General features: G+C 49.5%; 3 protein-coding genes (1 of these 3 cut by a window edge). All 3 read right to left on the reverse strand.

What is annotated here, in order from left to right; genetic code table 11:
* Window positions 1-609 (reverse strand): 30S ribosomal protein S3 (gene rpsC, locus J5F18_RS20410; protein ID WP_346300314.1); only part of this gene is annotated, 609 nt, incomplete at its 3' end.
* 10 nt (window positions 610-619) lie between these two features.
* Window positions 620-898: a 50S ribosomal protein L22 gene (rplV, locus tag J5F18_RS20415; RefSeq protein ID WP_346302278.1), complete on the reverse strand. Its 279-nt coding sequence runs from the start codon at window positions 896-898 to the stop codon at window positions 620-622.
* A protein-coding gene (gene rpsS, locus J5F18_RS20420) for a 30S ribosomal protein S19 (protein ID WP_346300315.1) crosses the window boundary here: on the reverse strand, window positions 814-946 show its end. It continues 188 nt past the right edge of the window; the window shows 133 of its 321 coding nt (coding positions 189-321); its start codon lies beyond the right edge, outside the window; its stop codon occupies window positions 814-816. The genes rplV and rpsS overlap by 85 nt, the downstream gene beginning before the upstream one ends.

The following is a 946-nucleotide window of genomic DNA, read 5'->3' on the forward strand; positions in this document are numbered from 1 at the left end:
GAAAACCCAAACTTTTACGCCAATGATACCGTAAGTGGTGCCAGCTTCTGCAGTTGCGTAATCGATGTCCGCACGCAGTGTGTGCAATGGAACACGACCTTCGCGATACCACTCGGTACGTGCGATTTCAGCACCACCAAGACGACCGCTAACCTCAACCTTGATACCTTTGGCGCCTAAACGCATTGCGTTCTGTACTGCGCGCTTCATAGCACGACGGAACATTACACGACGCTCAAGCTGACCCGCGATGTTTTCAGCAACTAGCTGAGCATCAAGCTCAGGCTTGCGCACTTCAGAGATATTAATCTGCGCTGGAACACCAGTCAGTTTAGATACCTGCTGACGCAGCTTCTCAACATCTTCGCCTTTTTTACCGATGACCACGCCAGGGCGTGCAGTGTGAATAGTCACACGAACACTCTTCGCAGGACGCTCGATAACGATACGTGAAACTGATGCACCTTTCAGAGCGTCTTTCAGGAACACACGTACCTGATGATCACTGTGAAGGTTATCAGCAAAATCCTTGGACTCCGCGAACCAGGTAGCATTGTATGGCTTGGTGATACCTAGGCGAATACCATTAGGATGTACTTTCTGACCCATAACTTATCTCCTAGCTATCCGATACAACCACAGTAATGTGGCTGGTGCGCTTCAAGATACGATCCGCACGACCTTTCGCACGAGGCTTGATCCGCTTCATCGTTGGACCTTCGTCGACCATGATGGCTGAAACTTTCAACTCATCAATGTCGGCACCTTCGTTGTGCTCAGCATTTGCAATCGCTGATTCAAGAACTTTCTTGATCAGAGTCGCTGCTTTCTTCTGGCTGTATTCCAGAGTCTCGAGCGCTTTTGCAACTGATTGACCACGAATTTGGTCTGCAACCAGACGACCCTTCTGCGGAGAAAGGCGGGCAAATTTATGTTTAGCAATAGC

The organism is Halomonas sp. BM-2019 (assembly GCF_017584085.1).